Source organism: Achromobacter sp. Root565 (genome assembly GCF_001427425.1).
Lineage (GTDB): Bacteria > Pseudomonadota > Gammaproteobacteria > Burkholderiales > Burkholderiaceae_B > Achromobacter > Achromobacter spanius_D.
Genome location: NZ_LMGO01000001.1, coordinates 3,652,792 through 3,670,234, shown reverse-complemented (window position 1 = coordinate 3,670,234; position 17,443 = coordinate 3,652,792). Strand labels below are relative to the sequence as shown.

18 protein-coding genes are annotated in these 17,443 nt (G+C 66.6%); 15 read left to right on the top strand and 3 right to left on the bottom strand.

Annotated features, from left to right (window positions below; translation table 11 throughout):
- Nucleotides 1–419: 419 nt before the first annotated feature.
- Nucleotides 420–1,352 (bottom strand): LysR substrate-binding domain-containing protein, encoded by a 933-nt coding sequence (locus tag ASD71_RS16340; RefSeq protein ID WP_082578919.1) that lies wholly within the window; start codon nt 1,350–1,352, stop codon nt 420–422.
- A gap of 171 nt (nt 1,353–1,523) precedes the next feature.
- Between ASD71_RS16340 and ASD71_RS16335 the strand changes: the two genes are divergently transcribed.
- The 6 genes from ASD71_RS16335 (at nt 1,524) to ASD71_RS16310 (ending at nt 6,790) form a co-directional block, all read left to right on the top strand.
- Nucleotides 1,524–2,435, top strand: coding sequence for an amino acid ABC transporter substrate-binding protein (locus ASD71_RS16335; protein WP_056565993.1), 912 nt, complete (start codon nt 1,524–1,526; stop codon nt 2,433–2,435).
- An 87-nt stretch (nt 2,436–2,522) separates the two neighbouring features.
- Entirely contained in the window at nt 2,523–3,287 is a 765-nt protein-coding gene (locus tag ASD71_RS16330) for an amino acid ABC transporter permease (RefSeq protein ID WP_056567002.1), read from the top strand.
- Nucleotide 3,288: 1 nt separating this feature from the next.
- Nucleotides 3,289–3,978, top strand: a complete 690-nt coding sequence (locus ASD71_RS16325) for an amino acid ABC transporter permease (RefSeq protein ID WP_056565990.1) — start codon at nt 3,289–3,291, stop codon at nt 3,976–3,978.
- Between the two features lie 64 nt (nt 3,979–4,042).
- Nucleotides 4,043–4,777, top strand: a complete 735-nt coding sequence (locus tag ASD71_RS16320; RefSeq protein WP_056565987.1) for an amino acid ABC transporter ATP-binding protein — start codon at nt 4,043–4,045, stop codon at nt 4,775–4,777.
- 5 nt (nt 4,778–4,782) lie between these two features.
- The gene (locus ASD71_RS16315) at nt 4,783–5,841 is read left to right on the top strand and encodes a low specificity L-threonine aldolase (RefSeq protein WP_056565984.1); all 1,059 of its coding nucleotides are present in this window, start codon (nt 4,783–4,785) and stop codon (nt 5,839–5,841) included.
- 40 nt (nt 5,842–5,881) lie between these two features.
- Nucleotides 5,882–6,790 carry an EamA family transporter gene (locus ASD71_RS16310; RefSeq protein WP_056566999.1) on the top strand — a complete coding sequence of 303 codons (909 nt, stop codon included), beginning with the start codon at nt 5,882–5,884 and terminating at the stop codon, nt 6,788–6,790.
- A 72-nt stretch (nt 6,791–6,862) separates the two neighbouring features.
- On the opposite strand, the gene ASD71_RS16305 is transcribed toward ASD71_RS16310, so the two are convergent.
- Nucleotides 6,863–7,159 carry an acylphosphatase gene (locus tag ASD71_RS16305; protein WP_056565981.1) on the bottom strand — a complete coding sequence of 99 codons (297 nt, stop codon included), beginning with the start codon at nt 7,157–7,159 and terminating at the stop codon, nt 6,863–6,865.
- 164 nt (nt 7,160–7,323) lie between these two features.
- On the opposite strand from ASD71_RS16305, the gene ASD71_RS16300 reads away from it, so the two are divergent.
- Both ASD71_RS16300 and ASD71_RS16295 read left to right on the top strand, forming a co-directional pair.
- A complete protein-coding gene (locus tag ASD71_RS16300; RefSeq protein WP_056565979.1) occupies nt 7,324–8,220 on the top strand; it encodes a phytanoyl-CoA dioxygenase family protein in 897 nt (298 codons plus the stop codon).
- A gap of 125 nt (nt 8,221–8,345) precedes the next feature.
- Entirely contained in the window at nt 8,346–9,509 is a 1,164-nt protein-coding gene (locus ASD71_RS16295) for an alpha-hydroxy acid oxidase (RefSeq protein ID WP_056565975.1), read from the top strand.
- 81 nt (nt 9,510–9,590) lie between these two features.
- Here ASD71_RS16295 and ASD71_RS16290 read toward each other — a convergent pair whose 3' ends face one another.
- Complete coding sequence (locus ASD71_RS16290; protein WP_056565972.1) at nt 9,591–10,433, bottom strand: IclR family transcriptional regulator; 843 nt, start codon at nt 10,431–10,433, stop codon at nt 9,591–9,593.
- A gap of 210 nt (nt 10,434–10,643) precedes the next feature.
- On the opposite strand from ASD71_RS16290, the gene ASD71_RS16285 reads away from it, so the two are divergent.
- From ASD71_RS16285 to ASD71_RS16255, 7 genes are read left to right on the top strand one after another with little or no spacing between them, the layout of a single operon-like run.
- Nucleotides 10,644–11,714, top strand: coding sequence for an ABC transporter ATP-binding protein (locus ASD71_RS16285; protein ID WP_056565969.1), 1,071 nt, complete (start codon nt 10,644–10,646; stop codon nt 11,712–11,714).
- A 1-nt stretch (nt 11,715) separates the two neighbouring features.
- The gene (locus tag ASD71_RS16280) at nt 11,716–12,606 is read left to right on the top strand and encodes an ABC transporter permease (protein ID WP_056565967.1); all 891 of its coding nucleotides are present in this window, start codon (nt 11,716–11,718) and stop codon (nt 12,604–12,606) included.
- Between the two features lie 19 nt (nt 12,607–12,625).
- Nucleotides 12,626–13,420, top strand: a complete 795-nt coding sequence (locus tag ASD71_RS16275; protein ID WP_056565965.1) for an ABC transporter permease — start codon at nt 12,626–12,628, stop codon at nt 13,418–13,420.
- Between the two features lie 37 nt (nt 13,421–13,457).
- Nucleotides 13,458–13,799, top strand: a complete 342-nt coding sequence (locus ASD71_RS16270; RefSeq protein ID WP_056565962.1) for a (2Fe-2S)-binding protein — start codon at nt 13,458–13,460, stop codon at nt 13,797–13,799.
- On the top strand, nt 13,796–15,181 hold the full coding sequence (locus tag ASD71_RS16265) for an NAD(P)/FAD-dependent oxidoreductase (RefSeq protein WP_056565959.1): 1,386 nt from the start codon (nt 13,796–13,798) through the stop codon (nt 15,179–15,181). The genes ASD71_RS16270 and ASD71_RS16265 overlap by 4 nt, the downstream gene beginning before the upstream one ends.
- A complete protein-coding gene (locus tag ASD71_RS16260; RefSeq protein ID WP_056565956.1) occupies nt 15,178–16,350 on the top strand; it encodes an FAD-binding oxidoreductase in 1,173 nt (390 codons plus the stop codon). The genes ASD71_RS16265 and ASD71_RS16260 overlap by 4 nt, the downstream gene beginning before the upstream one ends.
- Entirely contained in the window at nt 16,347–17,417 is a 1,071-nt protein-coding gene (locus tag ASD71_RS16255) for an ABC transporter substrate-binding protein (RefSeq protein WP_056565954.1), read from the top strand. The genes ASD71_RS16260 and ASD71_RS16255 overlap by 4 nt, the downstream gene beginning before the upstream one ends.
- Nucleotides 17,418–17,443: the final 26 nt, after the last annotated feature.

The window sequence follows — 17,443 nt, the reverse complement described above, 5'->3', positions numbered from 1 at the left end:
GTTGCGGCAAAGGTGTCTGACACCCTGGGGAGATGGTCGTCGGTTTGTGGCGGTGTCTCAGCGGGTGTCAGACACCTGATCGTGCGAGCGTAGGCAAGTGCGGCAAAGGTGTCTGACACCCTGGGGAGATGGTCGTCGGTTTGTGGCGATGTCTCAGCGGGTGTCAGACACCTGATCGTGCGAGCCTAGGCAAGAGCGGCAAAGGTGTCTGACACCCTGGGGAGATGGTCGCCGGTTTGTGGCGATGTCTCAGCGGGTGTCAGACACCTGATCGTGCGAGCCTCGGCAAGTGCGGCAAAGGTGTCTGACACCCTGGGGAGATGGTTGTCGGTTTGTGGCGGTGTCTCAGCGGGTGTCAGACACCTGATCGTGCGGGCCTAGGCAGACACCGTCTCCACGTTCATCGCTGCAGCGAACGGCTACCGCGGTGGCCGCGCCTTCAAATCCCCCATCTCTTCCTGCATCAGCTGGTGCGCATAGCGCGAGAACACCGTGACCAGGCGCGTGCGCGTGTGATACGGGGGATACAGCAGCGCCACCGTGACCGGGACCGCCGGGCTGAACGGCCGGACCTCGACGCCGTTCGCTTCGTATTCCTCGCGCGCCGCCAGCGGGTTGATCAGCGCCACGCCCAGCCCCGCGCCCACCAGCGCGCACACCGACGAGCCCAGTCCGGCTTCGGCCACTGTATGGCGCTCGACCTTGGCGGACTTGAAGACGGCGTCGATTTTTTCGCGCAGCGGGGTGCCGCTGGGAAACGCGACGAAGGGCTCGCCCGCGAAGTCGGCGGGCTTGAGCTTTTTCAGTTTGGTCAGGCGGTGTCCGCGCGGCAGCACCGCCACGCAGCTCATCGTGAGCACCGGCTCGACCTGGATGCCGGGCGCCTCGCCGGACAGCATCGCCAGCCCCGTGTCGCAGAACCCCGAGCTGATCCAGTTGTGAACCGCGCTGGCGTTGCCCGAGTGGATGGACACCATGACGTCCGGGTACTCGGTCTTGAAGGCGGCCACGATGCGCGCCAGGAGCCCGCCCGCCAGGCGTGGCATGGCCGCCACACTCAGGCGGCTGGCGCTGAACGAGCGGATGCTGGCCGCCGCCGACTCGAGGCCGGCGAGGCCGATGAAGGTCTTTTCGACCTCCTGAAAGAAGCGCGACCCGTCCTGAGTCGGGCTCAGCCGGCTGCCATTGCGGTCAAACAATGGAAACTGGGTGATGGCTTCCAATTGCGCGATTAAGCGGCTAACGTGCGGCTGCGAGGTATGCACTCGGCGGGCCGCAGCGGTCATGGATCCGGTCATCATGACGGCGCGGAACGCCTCAATGTGTCGCAAGCCCATGCGAGTAATGGCCATGTCAAATCCGTATAGAGGAATACCTGATTGGAACTGGATAAAACCATACTGCTAGTTGATACTTTTTGCCAGCCGCGGGGCTCATCGCGGGACGCGGCGGTCGCCAGCCAGACTGGATCCGCCGATCGTGTACATAAACACGCGCCGCACGTACGGCGCCAAGGGAATCAGATGAAAGCACTTGCCGCGATCTCCGTCGCCGCCGCCCTGCTGGGCACCACCGCGACGGCCCATGCCGAAGGTCCCAGCCGCCTGGACAAGATCCGGGAAACCGGCGTCCTCACGATCGGCCACCCCGAGACCTCGGTGCCGTTTGCCTATCTGGACGGCAACCAGAAGCCGATCGGCTATACGGTCGAGATCTGCCAGGAAGTCGCCAAGTACGTGCAGGAAGCGCTGAAGCTGCCCAAGCTGGAAGTCCGCTACAACCCGACGACGTCGGCCACGCGCATTCCGCTGCTGGCCAACGGCACGATCGACCTGGAGTGCGGCAACACCACCAACAACGAAGCCCGCCACAAGCTGGTGTCCTTCGCGCCCACGACCTTCGTGGCGCAGGTGGTGCTGGTGGCGCGCAAGGACGGCGGCGTGGACCCCAATGACCTGTCCTCGTTCCGCGGCAAGACCATCGCGGCGCAGGCCGGCGGCCAGACGTTCAAGCTGATCTCGCAACTGAATGCGCAGGGCAACCTGGGCATTTCCATGGCGCCCACCAAGGACACCGCCGAGACCATCCTGATGGTGGAATCGGGCCGCGCCGCGGGTTCGGCCAATGACGACGGCATCGCCTATGGCGCCGTGGCCTCGTCCAAGAACCCGGACGCCTTCGTGATCGGCAAGAAGGGTCTGGAACTGGCGCCCTACGGCATCATGCAGCCCAAGGACGATCCCAAGTTCAAGAAGGTGGTCGACGATGCGGTGCTGGACCTGATGAAGACCGGCAAGGTTGCCGCGCTGTACGACAAGTACTTCAACGCGCCGATCCCGCCCAAGCAGATCAACCTGAAGTATCCGATGAGCGACGCGCTGAAGCGCGCCCTCGCCAAGCCCACCGACTCGGGTGATCCCAAGGCCTACGAGTAAGCCGCATGCCGCGGGGCGCAGCGCGTTTCCGCGGCGCATGAAGCAAGGACGCCGGCCATGACCGGCGTTGCAATCAAGGGCGAGGGCATGAATTACAACTGGAATTGGAGCGTCTTCCTGGAGATGTCGCCGGACGGCGTGCATACCTTCCTGGAAACGATCCTGATCGGCGTGGGCTGGACGCTCGCGCTGGCACTGACGGCGTGGGTGTTCTCGCTGTTGCTGGGGTCCTGGCTTGGCGTGATGCGCACGGCGCAGTCCCGTCTGATGAACGCCATCGGCGCGACCTATGTGGAGCTCTTTCGCAATGTGCCGCTGCTGGTGCAGATGTTCCTGTGGTACTTCGTGCTGCCCGAACTGCTGCCGCATGCCTGGGGCCTGGCGATGAAGCAGATGCCGCAGCCGTGGGGGCAGTTCGTGCCTGCGGTGCTGTGCCTGGGCTTTTACGGATCGGCGCGCGTGGCCGAGCAGTTGCGCGCAGGCATCCAGTCGCTGCCGCGCGGCCAGTTTCAGGCGGGGACCGCGCTGGGCCTGACCGAGGCGCAGGTCTACCGCTACATCATCCTGCCCGAGGCCTATCGCATCGTGCTGCCGCCGCTGACCTCGGAGTTCATGGGCACGATCAAGTATTCGTCGGTGGCGCTGACCATCGGCCTGTTGGAATTGACGGGCCAGGCGCGCTCCATGGCGGAGTTCAGCTTTCACATTTTCGAGGCGTTCTCGGCCGCGACGGTGATCTACCTGATTTTGAACGGCATCGTCGTGCTGGGGATGCGCACGCTCGAGCGCCGTGTCGCGGTGCCTGGCCTGATCGGCGCGGCCGCGAAGTCGCCTGCGGGATTGGGGCGCTGAGATGGGCAAATTCGATTTCGATGTGATCTGGGGCTCGCTGCCGTACCTGTTCCAGACCGGCATGACCTTCACGCTGACGCTGACGGTGCTGGCGGCGGTGATGGGGCTGGCGCTGGGCACGATCCTGGCGATGATGCGCCTGTCGCGCTACAAGATCCTGTCGGTGCCGGCGGGCATCTACGTGAACGTGATGCGCTCGATCCCGCTCCTGCTGGTGATCTTCTGGTTCTACTTCTTGATGCCGTACATCGCCGCGTGGGTGGTGGGCTCGCCCACGCCGCTGCGCGTGGGGGCGTTCAACTCGGCGGTAATCACGTTCACGCTGTTCGAGGCCGCGTACTTCTGCGAAATCATGCGCGCCGGCATCCAGTCCATCGCGCGCGGCCAGGTGTCGGCCAGCATGGCGCTGGGCCTGAACCATTGGCAGGGCATGCGCTACGTCGTGCTGCCGCAGGCGCTGCGCAACATGGTGCCGGCGCTGCTGACGCGCGTCATCATCCTGTTCCAGGACACGTCGCTGGTGTATGTGCTGTCGCTCACCGACTTCCTGGGCGCCGCGTCCAAGATCGGCCAGCGCGACGGCCGGCTGGTCGAACTCTATCTCTTCGTGGCGGTGGTGTATTTCGTGATTTGCTTCACGGCATCGCGTCTGGTCAAGCAGCTTGAAAAGCGCACGCGGGTGCTGCGCTGAGCCGCTTGCCGCGGCGCCCACGTTATCCACAGGTTCAACGATGCAATCCTCTTCCAATCCCCCGATGATCGAGATCCGGCAGGTCAGCAAATGGTACGGCGACTTTCAGGTGCTGGACGACTGCTCCACCACCGTGCGCCGCGGTGAAGTCGTCGTGGTGTGCGGCCCGTCGGGGTCGGGAAAGTCCACGCTGATCAAGACGGTCAACGCGCTCGAGCCCTTTCAGAAGGGCGAGATCGTGGTCAACGGCGTGTCGGTGGGCGATCCGCGCACCAACCTGCCCAAGCTGCGCGCGGTGGCGGGCATGGTGTTCCAGCACTTCGAGCTGTTCCCGCACCTGTCGGTGACCGAGAACCTGTGCCTGGGGCAGATCAAGGTGCTGAAACGCGGCAAGGACGAAGCGCGTCAGCGCGCGCTTGCCCTGCTCGAACGCGTGGGCCTGTCGGCGCACAAGGACAAGCATCCCGGCGAACTGTCGGGCGGCCAGCAGCAGCGCGTGGCGATCGCCCGGGCGCTGTCGATGGACCCGGTCGTGATGCTGTTCGATGAGCCCACGTCGGCGCTGGACCCGGAGATGGTCAACGAGGTGCTGGACGTGATGACCGACCTCGCGGGCGAAGGCATGACCATGATGGTGGTGACCCACGAGATGGGATTCGCGCGCCGCGTCGCCGACCGTGTGATCTTCATGGACGGCGGCAAGATTGTCGAGGACTGCCAGAAGGAGCAGTTCTTCGGCAATGTCGAGGAGCGTGCCCCGCGCACGCGCCAATTTCTTTCCAAAATTTTGCAGCATTGAACGCCATGACCCAGCGGACCCCCGCCGAACCCCCCCAACTCCGCGTCGACCTGCGCAGCGATACGGTCACGCACCCGACCGCCGCCATGTACGAGCGCATGCGCACCGCGCCGATCGGCGATGACGGCCTGGACGGCGATCCCACCGTGCGCGAGCTGGAGGCCTACGTGGCGGCCAGCCTGGGCAAGGAGGCGGGTCTGTTCGTGCCGAGCTGCACGATGGCCAACCTGCTGGCCGTGCTGGCGCAAACGCAACGCAGCGAGCAGGTGGCGCTGGAAGCGACTGCCCACATGTACACGTCCGAACGGGGCGCGGCCACGTTCACGGGCCTGTTCTACCAAGGCTTGCCCGGCGCCGAAGGCGCGATGGACCTGAACCGGCTCGAAGACGCGCTGATGACCGGCGGCCACCGCCTCAAGACCGCGTTGGTGGCGATGGAGACGTCGCACAACAACGCGGGCGGCGCGGTGCTGCCGCTGGACCACATGCAGGCCGTGCATGGCATGGCCCGCGCCGCTGGCGTGCCGGTGCACCTGGATGGTGCGCGGCTGTTCAACGCGGCGGTGGCGCTGGGCGTGCCGGCCGCGGACATCACGCGTCATACGGATACGGTGTCGCTGTGCCTGTCCAAGGGCCTGAGCGCGCCGGTGGGTGCGGTGCTGGCGGGCAGCCAGGACGTGATCGCCAAGTCGCGCTCGCTGCGCCGCATGCTGGGCGGCACGCAGCGCCAATCCGGCATCATGGCCGCAGCCGGCCTGGAAGGCGTGCAGCACATGAGCGCGCGTCTGGCCGAAGACCACGTGCGCGCGCGCCGGCTGAGCGACGGCGTCAACACGCTGGCGCCCGCGCTGACCGCGACCGTGCCGCAAACCAACATCGTGCAGGTCGAGACCGCCGACACCGGCATGACCAATGCCGAATGGGTCGCTGCCCTGCAGGCGCAAGGCGTGCTGACGCGTCCCTGGGGCCGCACGCGGCTGCGTTGCGTCACGCACCGGCACATCGGCGATGACGATATCGATGTGGCCGTCAAGGCGTTTTCCGCGGTGCTGAACGCGCGCTGATTCAGCCTTTTTTGGGGTGGGCGATGCGATAATGCCCGCCATGTCCACCCCCACTCATCTTTCCCGGAAAGACTATTTCTGCGCCCTCGCGGTGGTGGTCATCTGGGGTCTGAATTTTGTCGTCATGAAGGTCGGCATGCGGGGCTTGTCTCCCATGATGCTGGGCGCGTTGCGATTCGCGCTGGCGGCCTTCCCGCTCATTCTCTTCGTGCGCATGCCGCGTCTGCCGTGGCACTGGGTCGCGGCCTACGGGCTGGTCCAGGGGCTGGGCCAGTTCGGCCTGCTCTTTACCGCGCTCAAGTTCGGCATGCCGGCCGGCATGGCGTCGCTTGTCATCCAGACCCAGGCTTTCTTCACGTTGCTGCTGGCCGCGCCGGTGCTGCATGAGCGCGCCCGGCGGCATCACTGGATCGGCCTGGGCGTGGCCGCAATGGGCCTCGCGGTCATTGCCGGGGCGCGCGGCGACGGGCCGGGGCAGATGACGATGCTGGGTTTTGTCCTGACGCTGGGGGGCGCGTTCATGTGGGCGGTGTCCAACATGATCGTGCGGCTGGCCAGCCGCAAGGCGCCCGGCTACGACCCCTTCGCCTTCATTGCCTGGAGCAGTGCCGCGCCGGTGCTGCCCTTCCTGGCGCTGGCCGTGCTGATCGACGGCTGGGAACCGGTGGTGGGCATGGTCACCGGCATGGGCTGGGGCGAAGCGCTGTCGGTGCTGTATCTGGCGGTGCTGGCCACCCTGGTCGCCTACACGCTGTGGACGCAGCTGCTGTCGCGCCACCCCGCGGCCAAGGTCGCGCCGTTCTCGCTGCTGGTGCCGGTGGTGGGGCTGTGGGCGGCGTCCATGGCGTTCGGCGAGCGGCTGCAGCCGCTGCAATGGGCGGGCGCCGGATGCGTGCTGGCCGGGCTGGTCATCAACCAGGTTGGCGCGCGCTGGTTGCGTACGCGCTAACGCCAGTCAGCCTTTACGGTACCGGGGCCTCGTCCGCCCGGCCTACAGCGTGCCGGCGAGGGCCCGCGGCCCTCAAAGTTGCTCGAAGCGGATGTAACGCTTATCGGTGTACTCCCGGCGCGTGATGATTTCCTGCACCGATGCGCCCGGCGGTCCGCGGCGCAGCCATTCCAGCATGTGATCGACCTGGTCGGGCGTGCCCTGCACCAGCGCCTCGACCGTGCCGTCCAGCATGTTCTGCACCCAGCCCTTCGCGCCAAGCATGTGAGCGCGCCGCACCGTGGCGTGCCGGTATCCCACGCCTTGCACCGTGCCGCTGACGGTGACGTGGACGGTTTCGATCTGGGTATCGGCCTTAGGGTCTTGCATGGGTTTTTCCTTCGGATGATGCGCCGCCACGCACGACTGGCGTAGGCGGAACCGGCTACAGCGGATGGTCTATAGGCCCGGCGGGCTTCGAAGCGATACGTTAGAGCCCATGTCAAAACGTGCCAGCTTAGAAATACCCATTACCAGAGCTTGGAGAAGCCATTATGGAAGAGACCAGTTTGTTGTCGGATGCCGAGACAGCGCGCTACAGGGATCAGGGGTACCTGGCCTTGAAGGACATGTGCCCTCAGGACGAGGTCGGCTACATCCGCAGGACGCTGCTGGACTTGTTCTCGAACAAGACGGGTTACAACGAGGGCGCGCAGTATGACTTTGTGAGCCGTGACGATCCGACCAAGCCCGCCAAGTTTCCAAGTCTGCACGATCCGCGACATTATGCCCCGGGACTGCTGAAGACGGTTTACCACGAACGCACGCTGGAACTGGCGCGGCAGCTGCTGGGCCCGCAGGCGGCGCTGTATGGCGAGCACGCGTTGCTCAAGCCCGGCCCGCACGGACCGGAAACGCCGTGGCACCAGGACGAAGCGTTCCGGTCGCCGGACTTTGTCTACAACGAACTGAGCATCTGGCTGGCGCTACAGCCGGCCACCGTCGAGAACGGCTGCATGCAGTTCCTGCCGGGATCGAACAAGTGGGACGTGCTGGAGCATCGTTCCCCGGGCGGCGACAAGACGCTGCATCCGCTGGAATGCTGCGGCGATTTCCCGCGCGATCAGGCGGTGGCCGAGCCGCTCGATCCGGGGGGCATCACCGTGCACGATGCGCGCACGCTGCACTTCACCGGACCGAACACGTCGCAGACGCCGCGGCTGGCGTACATCCTGATCTACAACACGCCGCCTGTGTACAAGCCGGGACGCCGGGAATTCCCGTGGCTGGAAGGCCGCTGGACCGACAGCCAGACCCGCAAGAAGCAATGGCACAAGCGCGGCGGGCTGGCGGTGGACGTGATGCGCCGGCTGCCGGGCGCGCGGCTGACCAGCCCGCGCTGGGTGGCGTGGGCGACGATCCGCGCGGTCAGCAAGGTGTGGCCGCGCTAGGGCTGGGCGTGCAGGGGCCATAGAGCCTTTGCGCAGGGGGGCGAACGGGGCCGGCAAGCGACGCTTGCCGGCCTCGGCGCGTATACTGGGCGGCGCTGGCGCCCCCCTATCACTCCACAGACACCATGACCGCTAACCTTTCTACGATCACCTGCATCGAAGATTTGCGCGTTGTCGCGCAGAAGCGCGTGCCGCGCATGTTCTACGACTACGCCGATTCCGGCGCCTGGACCGAAGGCACCTATCGCGCGAACGAAAGCGACTTTCATCGGATCAAGCTGCGCCAGCGCGTGGCGGTCAACATGGAAGGCCGGTCGCTGCGCACCACCATGGTGGGTCAGGACGTCGTCATGCCGCTGGCGATTTCGCCCACGGGCCTGACCGGCATGCAGCATGCCGACGGTGAGATCCTGGCCGCCAAGGCTGCCGCCGATTTCGGCGTGCCGTTCACGCTGTCCACGATGAGCATCTGCTCGCTGGAAGACGTGGCGCAGGCCACCGGCAAGCCCTTCTGGTTCCAGCTCTACGTGATGCGCGACCGCGAGTTCGTGGGCAACCTGATCGACCGCGCCAAGGCCGCCGGCTGCTCGGCGCTGGTGCTGACGCTGGACCTGCAGATCCTGGGCCAGCGCCACAAGGACATCAAGAACGGCCTGTCGACGCCGCCCAAGCCCACGCTGCGCAACCTCATCAACCTGGCGACCAAGCCGCGCTGGTGCATGGGCATGCTGGGCACCAAGCGCCGCACCTTCGGCAACATCGTCGGCCACGCCAAGGGCGTGAGCGACCTGTCGTCGCTGTCGTCGTGGACGGCCGAGCAGTTCGATCCCCGCCTGAGCTGGGACGACGTGGAATGGATCAAGCAGCGCTGGGGCGGCAAGCTCATCATCAAGGGCATTCTTGATGTCGAAGACGCGCAGCTCGCCGCCAACAGCGGCGCCGACGCGCTCATCGTCAGCAACCACGGCGGGCGCCAGCTCGACGGCGCCATGTCGTCCATCGCGGCCCTGCCGGGAATCGCCGACGCCGTGGGTTCGAAAATCGAGGTGTGGATGGACGGCGGCATCCGCTCCGGCCAGGACATCCTGAAGGCCGTGGCGCTGGGCGCGCGCGGCACGATGATCGGCCGCGCCTTCCTGTACGGGCTGGGCGCGTATGGCCAGGCCGGCGTCACCCGCGTGCTGGAGATCCTGTACAAGGAAATGGACACGACGATGGCGCTGTGCGGCCGCCGCACGATCGAGCCGGGCGACCGCAGCATCCTGCTGCCGGGCACATATCCGACCTGATCGCCGACGCTTGTCGAGAAAACCCGGACCTTCACGTGTCCGGGTTTTTTTATGCGCGGACGCCGCGCACCGGCGCCTTGCTTACGCCCCGTTGCCCGTGCCCAGAAACTGGCTGGGGCGGCGCAGCGCCGGATCGAAGGGGTTGATCTGCGCGCCCACCGCGTCGGCCTCGCGGCGCAGCATTTCCACGATCAGCGGCAGGCGTTCGTCGCTGATGCGTTCGATGGGCGCCGCCACACTCAGCGCCGCGACCGTGACGCCGTTGGGATCGTAGACCGGCACTGCCAGCCCCGCGATGTTGGGAAACACGCCCTGCCCCTGGCTGCGCGCGTAGCGCAGTTCCAGGCATTCCTTGATGCGCACGCGCATCGAGATCTCGTCCACGAAGCCCAAATGATGCAGGCGCGGAATGTTGAAGCGCATGACCTCTTCGCGCTCGGCTTCGGGCAGGCTGGCCAGCAGCACCAGGCCGCCTTGTCCCATGCCGAGCGGCACGCGGCCGCCGATGTCGCCGGTGTGCGAACGCACCGGAAAGGCGCCGTCCACGCGGTCGACACAGACTGCGTCAAAACCGCTGCGCACCAGCAAAAAAATGGTGTCGTTGAGCATGCCCGACAGGCGCAGCATGGCGGGCCGGTAGAGGGTGCGCAGGCTGGACTGATGGTTGCCCGCGGCGGCCGCCAGCGAAAAGAAGGCGACGCTGAGCTGATACCCCTTGCTTTGGGCCGGCTGCTCCACCACACCCTCCTGCATCAGCCCCTGCAGCACCCGGTGCACCGTGGCCTGCGCCTGACCCGTGCGGGCGGCGATATCGGTCAGCCGCAGCTTGTCTCCCTTGGCGTCGGCCAGCACGCGCAACACGGCGAACGCCCGCTGCAACACGCCCTGGCCCGCGGAATCCTCCGGCGTTTCTGATTTCTTCATTCTCGGGTTCCGATAATCAAAATAGTCTGACGTATTTTTATCAAGAAATTCAGTCCAACGGAAATAACAAATAAAAAATTCGATTCTTCGGAAAACCCTAATTGACCCTCTGTTTTGGCGGCTCCTAGACTGCGCCATCACTTAGGCAGCCTGGGCGGCACTTTTTCCACCCGGCGGTGCAGGGCCCGGACGGGCCACGGGGTTTGGAACATGGCATTTCTGCGGCTGGACAACGTCTCCAAGAACTACGGCGATCTGCGTGTCGTCTCGGACTTCTGCCTGTCGGTCGACAAGGGCGAGTTCGTCTCGCTGCTCGGCCCCTCCGGCTGCGGCAAGACCACTACGCTGCAGATGATTGCCGGCTTTGCCGACGTGACCTGCGGCACCATCACGCTGGACGGCCGCGACATCACGCACGCCAAGCCCAACACGCGCGGTCTGGGCATCGTGTTCCAGAGCTACGCGTTGTTTCCGCACCTGACCGTGGCGGACAACGTGGCCTTTGGCCTGAAGATGCGCAAGGTCGAACGCGCCGAGCGCCAGGACCGCGTGCGCGAGGCGTTGGCCCTGGTCAAACTGGACAAGCACGCCGACCGTTTCCCGCGCGAACTGTCGGGCGGCCAGCGGCAACGCGTGGCGCTGGCCCGCGCGCTGGTGATCCGTCCGCCGGTGCTGCTCTTGGACGAGCCCCTGTCCAACCTGGACGCCAAGCTGCGCGAAGACATGCAGTTCGAGCTGCGCAGCATCCAGCGCAAGATCGGCACCACCACCGTCATGGTCACGCACGACCAGGCCGAGGCCCTGTCCATCAGCGATCGCGTCGTGGTCATGCAGGACGGCCGCGCGACGCAAGTGGACGCGCCCTACCGCATGTACGAACACCCGCAAAGCGAGTTCATCTCGCGCTTTGTCGGCAAGACCAATCTGCTGCCCGGCCGCGTGACGCGCTGCGGCGCGCAGGCCGAAGTGCAGACCGGCGCGTTGAGCCTTGTCGTCGATGGCGAAGGCCTGCGCCACGGCGACAGCGTGCAGCTATCGCTGCGGCCGGAGAAGCTGGTGCCCGTGCCGTCCGGCCAGGGCAAGCTGGCCTGTGTCGTCAACACGCGCTATTTCCTGGGCAGCCAGTGGATGTATGACCTGGATTCGCCCGTGGGCGCGTTGACCATCCTGACCCCCAACGACGGCCGCCGCCCGCATGACGACGGCGAACAGATCGGGCTGGACTGGGCGGACGGCGTGCTGCGCGTGCTGCGCGCACCTGCTGCCGCGGCGGCGGACTGACATGGCGACGCTTACGCAACGCGGCGCCGCCGCCAACCAGCCCAAGCCGCGCAACGACGGGATGCTGGCCATCCTGGGGTCCATCCCGCTGGCGCTCGTGTTTCTCACGCTGGTGCTCACGCCGCTGGCGTTGACCTTTGCCCTGTCGTTCCGGCCGTTCGACTACGCCACCGGCATCCAGCCCGGCCACACGTTCGAACACTACCTGGCCGTGGTGACGGACGGCTATTTCATCGAGATCTTCTGGCGCACGTTCTGGATCGCCGGCGTCACCACGCTGATCTGCGTGCTGATCGGCGCGCCCGAGGCCTACATCCTGTCGCGCATGCGCAAGCCTTGGCGCTCGATCTTCCTCTTGGTGGTGCTGTCGCCGCTGCTGATCTCGCTGGTGGTGCGCGCGTTCGGCTGGAGCATGCTGCTGGGGCCGGGCGGGCCGCTGGGCAAGGCGGCCGCCGCACTGGGGCTGGGAACGCTGCTGTACACGCCCACCGCGGTCATCATCGGCCTCGTGCACGTCATGCTGCCCTTCATGGTGATTCCGGTCTGGACGTCGCTGCAGAAGCTGGACCCCACGGTCGAGCACGCCGCGCTGTCGCTCAACGCCTCGCGCTTTCAGACGCTGACGCGCATCGTCCTGCCGCAGGCCATGCCGGGCATTCTGTCCGGCAGCCTCATCGTGTTTGGCCTGTCGGCCAGCTCCTTTGCCATCCCCGCCCTGTTGGGCGGACGGCGGCTGAAGATGGTGGCCACCGTCGTGTACGACGAGTTCCTGACCGAGCTGAACTGGCCGCTGGGCGCGGCGATCGCGATCGTGCTGCTGATCGTGAACGTGATCGTCATGATGGCGTACAACCGCGTCGTCGAACGCTCTTACCGCCGCAGCCTGGGCTGACCCGCGCAAGGAATCGAACATGCAGAAGAACGGTCCTTTCGCGCTGGCGTTCAACTTTCTGGTGGTGGCCTTCGTGCTGGCGCCGCTGGTCATCGTGTGCCTGGTGGCGTTCACGCCGGACTCGACGCTGACCGTGCCCACCACAAGCTTCTCGCTGCGGTGGTTCCACGCGGTCTTCGACCACCCCAACTTCATGCAGGCGTTCAAGAACAGCCTGTGGCTGGCGTTCCTGTCGGCCAGCATCGCCGTGTGCCTGGCGGTGCCCGCCGCCATCGCCATCACGCGCTACCGCTTTCCAGGGCGCGACGTGCTCAACGGCCTGTTCCTGTCGCCGCTGATGATTCCCCACCTGGTGCTGGGCGTGGCGCTGCTTCGCTTCTTTGCGCTGATGGGCATGGCCGGCAGTTTTCCGTGGCTGGTGGCCAGCCACGTCGTCGTCATCACGCCGTACGTGATGCGCCTGGTGATCGGCGCGCTGGTGGGCTTTGACCGCTCCATCGAGCACGCGGCGCTGTCGCTCGGCGCCAGCCGCGCCACGGTGTTCTTTACGGTCACCTTGCCGCTCATCATTCCCGGCGTGTCGGGCGGCTGGCTGCTGGCGTTCATCAACAGCTTCGACGAACTGACGATGTCGGTGTTCATCACCGCGCCGTCGACCATCACGCTGCCGGTGCGCATGTACATGTACGCCACCGAATCCATCGACCCCATGATGGCGGCCGTGTCCGCGCTGGTGATCGCGCTGACGGCCGTGACGATGCTGCTGCTGGACCGCGTGTATGGCCTGGACCGCGTCCTGGTGGGCCAGAAATGAATTCACTGCCGACAGCCGCAAAGGAGCCGCGCGCGCCATGGCAATCCTGAAACGCCTGGCCGAAACCGGCCGGCCCGCATTGACCTTTACGTTCGACGGCCAACCCTGCACGGCGCTGGCCGGCGACACGGTCCTGACCGCCGTGCTGACGCAGGCCGAGCGCCTGCGCACCTCGGAATTCGGCGGCGGTCCGCGCGCCGGCTTCTGCATGATGGGCGCCTGCCAGGACTGCTGGGTGCAGCTTGAAAACGGCGACCGCGTGCGCGCCTGTTCCACGTACATCGAGCCCGGCATGCGGCTGCAGAGCGCCGCGCTGGCGCCCGCATCCGCGCCCGGTACGCTGGCGGCCGCCGCCTGGCCCGAGGACGTTGCGTCATGAGCATCGTCATGCCTGTGATCGTCGGCGCCGGTCCAGCCGGCATTCGCGCGGCGCAGACGCTGGCCGCGCAGGGTTTGCGGCCCGTGATCCTGGACGAAGGGCTGCGGCCCGGCGGTCAGATCTACCGCCAGCCGCCACCCGGTTTCTCGCGTCCAAAATCCGCCTTGTACGGGTTTGAACACCGCAAGGCAGACGCCGTGCATCGCGCCATGCAGGATCTGCAGGGCAGCGTCGAATATCGGCCCGGGTGCCTGGTCTGGAACGCCGAGGGCAAGACGCTGGACGTGCTGCGCGACGGCGTCAGCACCACCCTGTCCTACACCCACCTGATCCTTGCCACCGGCGCCACCGACCGCGTGCTGCCGTTTCCCGGCTGGCTGACGCCCGGCGTCTACACGCTGGGCGGATCGCAGGTCGCGCTGAAGCACCAGGGCTGCGCCATCGGATCGCGCGTCGCGTTCCTGGGAACGGGTCCTTTGCTGTATCTGGTGGCATACCAGTACGCCAAGGCAGGCGCCCAGGTCGCCGCCGTGCTCGACACGTCGCGCTTTGCCGACCGCGTCGCGGCGCTACCCGGCATGTTGCGTGCGCCTGTGCTGCTGGCCAAAGGCCTGTATTACATGGCGTGGCTGCGCGCGCACGGCGTGCCGCTGCGCAGCGGCGTGCGCCCCGTTGCGGTGCAGGGCAAAGATCGCGTCACGGGCCTGTCGTACACCCAGAACGGCCAGACGCATACGCTGGACTGTGACGCTGTCGGCTTCGGCTTGTCGCTGCGATCCGAAACCCAGCTTGCCAGCATCGTCGGCTGCGACTTCGAGTTCAACGAACGCGACCGCAACTGGATCCCGCGGCGCGACGCCGCCGGTCGCAGCAGCGTGGCGGGCGTCTACGTGGCCGGCGACGGCGCGGGCATTGCCGGGGCCGATGCCGCGGAACTCGCGGGCGAACGCGCTGCGCTGGCGCTGCTTGAAGATGCCGGGCATCCGCACGACGCGCGCCGCGCGCGGATACTGGAATCGCAACTCGCGGCAAACGGCCGTGTGCGCGACGCGCTGGAACGCGCGTTTCCGTTTCCGGCGGACTGGGCCGCCGGCATCGCCGACGACACCGTCGTCTGCCGCTGCGAGGAAGTCACCGCCGGCACCATCCGCCAGGCCGTGCGCGACAACGGCGTGCAAGAGATGAATCGCCTGAAGGCGCTGACCCGCGTCGGCATGGGACGCTGCCAGGGCCGCATGTGCGGCGTGGCCGGCGCGGAAGTGCTGGCGCATGCCGTCGGTTGCACGCCGCAGGCGGTAGGGCGGCTGCGCAACCAGCCGCCGGTCAAGCCCATTCCGGTCAGCGTCGTCTGCCTGGAACGGCCCGCGAAAAAGGCCGCGTGATGGAACGCATCGACACCGAAGTTGCGATCATCGGCGGCGGCATCGTCGGCGGCAGCGCCGCGCTCTTCCTGCGCCGCCAAGGCGTGCCCGTCGTGCTGCTGGAAGCCGCGCTGTGCGGCGCCAAGGCCAGTGGCGTCAACTACGGCGGCGTGCGCCGGCAGGGACGCGGCATCGAACAGCTGCCGCTCGCGCGGCGCGCACACGAACTGTGGGGCAAGCTGCCCGAGCTGATCGGCATCGACGGCGAATACGTGCGTTCCGGCCACCTCAAACTCGCCACCTCCGACGCCGATCTGGCGCTGCTGCAAACCTATCGCGACAACACCCGCGGCTTTGGCCTGGACCTCGAAATCCTGGACCGCCGCGCGCTCGCCCAGCGCTTCGGCTGGCTGGGCGAAGGCGTGGTCGGCGGCTCGTTCTGCCCGCAGGACGGCCACGCCAACCCGCGGCTCGTGTCCCCGGCCTTCGGACGTGCCGCGGCCGCGCTGGGCGCCGACGTGCGCGAAGGCGCGCGCGTCACCTCGGCCACGCACGACGGCACGCGCTTCATCGTGCGCGCCGGCGACACGCTCGAAGTGCGCGCGCGCTTCCTCTTGAACTGCGCGGGCGCGTGGGCCGGACGCTTTGCCGAAGGCTTCGGCGAACCGGTCCCCGAGACCTCCATCCACCCCTTGATGATGGTGACCGAGCCCCTGCCGCTGTTCATGAACGTCAGCCTCGGCATGCAGGGCGGCGGCATCTATGCACGGCAGGTCGCGCGCGGCAACTGCGTCATCGGCGGCGGACGCGGCGTGTCCGCCGACCCCGACTACGCCCGCCCCGGCCGCGCCAACCTCGGCGCGCTCATGGCCAACGCCGTCCACCTGCTGCCCGTGCTGCGCGGCGCGCAGATCATCCGCTTCTGGACCGGCGTCGAAGGCAACATGCCCGACCACAATCCCGTGCTGGGCCCCAGCGCCACCGTGCCCGGCCTCTTTCACGCCTTCGGCCTGTCCGGCGCGGGCTTCCAGATCGGCCCCGCCGTCGGCGAGGTGCTGGCCGACCTGGTCGTGCACGGCCGATCCTCCATTCCTATCGATGCCTTCCGCATTGAACGGTACGCGCCCGCCGCTCACGGCGCCGCGACCCGTCCTGACCGTCTTCGTGAGCAAACGCTGGAGTCACCATGATGCACAAGAAACAGGGCGCGCAGCGCCTGACCAAGGGGAAACGGTTGCTGGGCGCGGCGATGCTGGCATTGCTGTCCGCCGGCGCCATGGCGCAGCAGAAAACGTTGTACGTCGGCATGAACGGCGGCGACATGGAACGCGCCTTCACCCAGCACGTCTTCCCCGATTTTGAGAAGGCCAACAACGTCAAGATCGTCGTCGTGCCAGGCACCTCGACCGACGTCCTCGCCAAGGCGCAAGCCTACAAGGACAAGCCCCAGATGCACGTCATGTTCCTGGACGACGGCATCATGGCCCGCGCGATTTCCATGGGCCTGTGCGAACAGCTCAACGACGACCCCGTCCTGAAAGAGCTGTATCCCACCGCCCTGATGAAAGACCGCATGGCCGCCGGCATCGACATCGGCATGACCGGCATCGGCTACAACACCCGCCTCTTCCAGAAAAACGGCTGGACCCCGCCCACCTCGTGGCTGGATTTGGCCGACCCCAAGTACAAAGGCAAGGTCGTCTTCCAATCCGCGTCCGGCAGCACCTTCGGCCTGCACGGCTTCCTGATGTTCAACCGCATCGAAGGCGGCAACGACCAGAACTACGAGCCCGGCTTCAAGAAGTGGCCCTCCACCATCGGCCCCAACGTCCTCGAGTACATCCCCAACTCCGCCAAGCTCGCCGAGATGATCCAGTCCGACGAGGCCGCCATCTTCCCGCTGACGCCCACCGCCATCGCCCGCTTGAAGAAGCGCGACATCCAAGTGGAATACGCCCAGCCCAAGGAAGGCTCCGTCATCCTCATGGTTGGCGAATGCGTCATCGCCAAGAACAGCGAACCCGAACTCGCACAGAAGCTCGCGCTCTACCTCTTGTCCGCCAAGGCCCAGGCCAAGGCCCTGGAAATGGGCGGCCACTTCCCGTCCAACAAGAACGTCCAGGCCCCCGCGGACAACGCCGAGTCCCTCAAACGCTTCCAAGGCTACATGGCCAACGCTAAGATCCTGGACTGGGACCAGATCAACGCGGCCCGGCCCGCCTTCAACGCCCGCTGGAACCGCACGGTCGAACGTTGACGACACCGCGCGGCGCTCCTGTGGGC

Excerpts from the sequence above, each read along its gene's own strand:
- ASD71_RS16280 (WP_056565967.1), top strand. The coding sequence starts at position 11,716 with ATGGCGACGCTTACGCAACGCGGCGCCGCCGCCAACCAGCCCAAGCCG.
- ASD71_RS16340 (WP_082578919.1), bottom strand. The coding sequence starts at position 1,352 with ATGGCCATTACTCGCATGGGCTTGCGACACATTGAGGCGTTCCGCGCC.
- ASD71_RS16315 (WP_056565984.1), top strand. The coding sequence starts at position 4,783 with ATGACCCAGCGGACCCCCGCCGAACCCCCCCAACTCCGCGTCGACCTG.
- ASD71_RS16275 (WP_056565965.1), top strand. The coding sequence starts at position 12,626 with ATGCAGAAGAACGGTCCTTTCGCGCTGGCGTTCAACTTTCTGGTGGTG.
- ASD71_RS16330 (WP_056567002.1), top strand. The coding sequence starts at position 2,523 with ATGAATTACAACTGGAATTGGAGCGTCTTCCTGGAGATGTCGCCGGAC.
- ASD71_RS16305 (WP_056565981.1), bottom strand. The coding sequence starts at position 7,159 with ATGCAAGACCCTAAGGCCGATACCCAGATCGAAACCGTCCACGTCACC.
- ASD71_RS16285 (WP_056565969.1), top strand. The coding sequence starts at position 10,644 with ATGGCATTTCTGCGGCTGGACAACGTCTCCAAGAACTACGGCGATCTG.
- ASD71_RS16290 (WP_056565972.1), bottom strand. The coding sequence starts at position 10,433 with ATGAAGAAATCAGAAACGCCGGAGGATTCCGCGGGCCAGGGCGTGTTG.
- ASD71_RS16255 (WP_056565954.1), top strand. The coding sequence starts at position 16,347 with ATGATGCACAAGAAACAGGGCGCGCAGCGCCTGACCAAGGGGAAACGG.
- ASD71_RS16320 (WP_056565987.1), top strand. The coding sequence starts at position 4,043 with ATGATCGAGATCCGGCAGGTCAGCAAATGGTACGGCGACTTTCAGGTG.
- ASD71_RS16265 (WP_056565959.1), top strand. The coding sequence starts at position 13,796 with ATGAGCATCGTCATGCCTGTGATCGTCGGCGCCGGTCCAGCCGGCATT.
- ASD71_RS16300 (WP_056565979.1), top strand. The coding sequence starts at position 7,324 with ATGGAAGAGACCAGTTTGTTGTCGGATGCCGAGACAGCGCGCTACAGG.
- ASD71_RS16270 (WP_056565962.1), top strand. The coding sequence starts at position 13,458 with ATGGCAATCCTGAAACGCCTGGCCGAAACCGGCCGGCCCGCATTGACC.
- ASD71_RS16325 (WP_056565990.1), top strand. The coding sequence starts at position 3,289 with ATGGGCAAATTCGATTTCGATGTGATCTGGGGCTCGCTGCCGTACCTG.
- ASD71_RS16295 (WP_056565975.1), top strand. The coding sequence starts at position 8,346 with ATGACCGCTAACCTTTCTACGATCACCTGCATCGAAGATTTGCGCGTT.
- ASD71_RS16335 (WP_056565993.1), top strand. The coding sequence starts at position 1,524 with ATGAAAGCACTTGCCGCGATCTCCGTCGCCGCCGCCCTGCTGGGCACC.
- ASD71_RS16310 (WP_056566999.1), top strand. The coding sequence starts at position 5,882 with ATGTCCACCCCCACTCATCTTTCCCGGAAAGACTATTTCTGCGCCCTC.